Below are 1,413 nucleotides of genomic sequence, written 5' to 3'. Positions count from 1 at the left end.
GGCATCCGCTGCAACGGCACCCGCGGCCGCGACGCGACCCGCGGCACCCGCATCCGCCGACGCGGTCGATGCGCGCCGGCTGCTCGCGACCGCGCGGATGTGGGGCGTCAAGCATCGCGACGACCTCGCGCGCGACGCGCTGAACAAGGGGCTGCTGATCGCGCCCGACGATCCCGGGCTGCTCGCGGAACAGATGCGCGTGCTGCTGCGGCTCGGCGACGCGCAACGCGCGCAGGCCGCGCTCGCCCGGCTGCGGGCGCGCGCACCGAATGCCCCCGATACCCGGCGTGCGGCCGACGAATTCCGCGTCGCGACGAGCGGCCGCGGCGAGATGGCGCAGATCCGGCTGCTCGCGCGTAGCGGCCGGACCGACGAAGCGGCCCGGCGGATCGTCGCGCTGTTTCCGAACGGTGCGCCGTCCGGTGCGCTCGGCGCCGAGTACTACCAGATCGTCGCGAACGCGCCGGGCGGTCGTGCGCCGGCGATCGCCGCGCTGCGCCGCGCGCTCGCGGCCGATCCGCAGGACACGGATGCGGCGCTCGCGCTCGCGCGGCTGCTGAACCAGCGCGACGACACGCGCGCCGAAGCCAACCGCATCGCGTGGTCGCTCGCGACGCGCACCGACGCCGACCATACCGATGCGATGACGCTGTGGCGGCACGTGCTGCAGTCGGCCGGCGCCGATCCCGCCTATCTCGACGCACTGCATGCCTATCTCGCGCTCGTGCCGGACGATACCGAGTTCCGCGATCGCGCGGCCGCGCTCGACCGGCAGCGCGACGCGCGGCGGCGGCTCGAACGCGATCCCGACTACATCGCGCAGCAGCGCGGCTTGCAGGCGCTTGCGCGCGGCGATCTCGCGGCGGCCGAGCCGCTGCTGACGCGCGCGGTGCGTGCGCGTGCGGACGATGCGGACGCGGTCGGCGGCCTCGGGCTGCTGCGGCTGCGCGAAGGGCGGCACGACGAAGCGCGCGCGCTGTTCACGCGCGCCGCATCGCTCGCGACCGATCAGCGCGGCAAGTGGCAGAGCCTCGCGCGCACCGCGCAATTCTGGGGGCTGCTCGCGCAAGGCCGTGCGGCGGCGTCGGCCGGTCGTGCGGCGCAAGCCGAGCGTGCGGCGCGCGCGGCGCTCGCGATGGAGCCGGACAGCGCGGATGCGAAGCTGCAACTTGCCGATGCGCTGCTCGCCCAGCGCGACTGGGCGAGCGCCGAGCCGCTGCTGCGCGAACTGCTGGCCGCGCCTGCGCCGCGCATCGCGGCCGTACGCGACACCGCGACGCTCTACGAAAACACCGGCCGCGCGGAGCGCGTCGGGCCGCTGCTCGATGCGCTGCAAGGCCGCGTGACGGGCGGCGACGATCGGCGCACGCTCGACGGCCTGCGCGCGAACCTGCTGGCCAGCCAGGCCAGCGC

At 75.8% G+C, this 1,413-nt stretch carries 1 protein-coding gene; it reads left to right on the top strand.

The window, feature by feature from the left end; all coding sequences use genetic code 11:
• Nucleotides 1–1,413, top strand: a 1,413-nt coding sequence (locus tag HMPREF3115_RS12990; RefSeq protein WP_256276189.1) for a tetratricopeptide repeat protein, incomplete at both ends; no start/stop codon positions are given.

Source organism: Burkholderia sp. HMSC10F09, assembly GCF_001806955.1.
GTDB classification, from domain to species: domain Bacteria; phylum Pseudomonadota; class Gammaproteobacteria; order Burkholderiales; family Burkholderiaceae; genus Burkholderia; species Burkholderia multivorans.
Note: the sequence above shows the minus strand (reverse complement) of the source record. Positions and strands in the feature narration are given on the sequence as shown.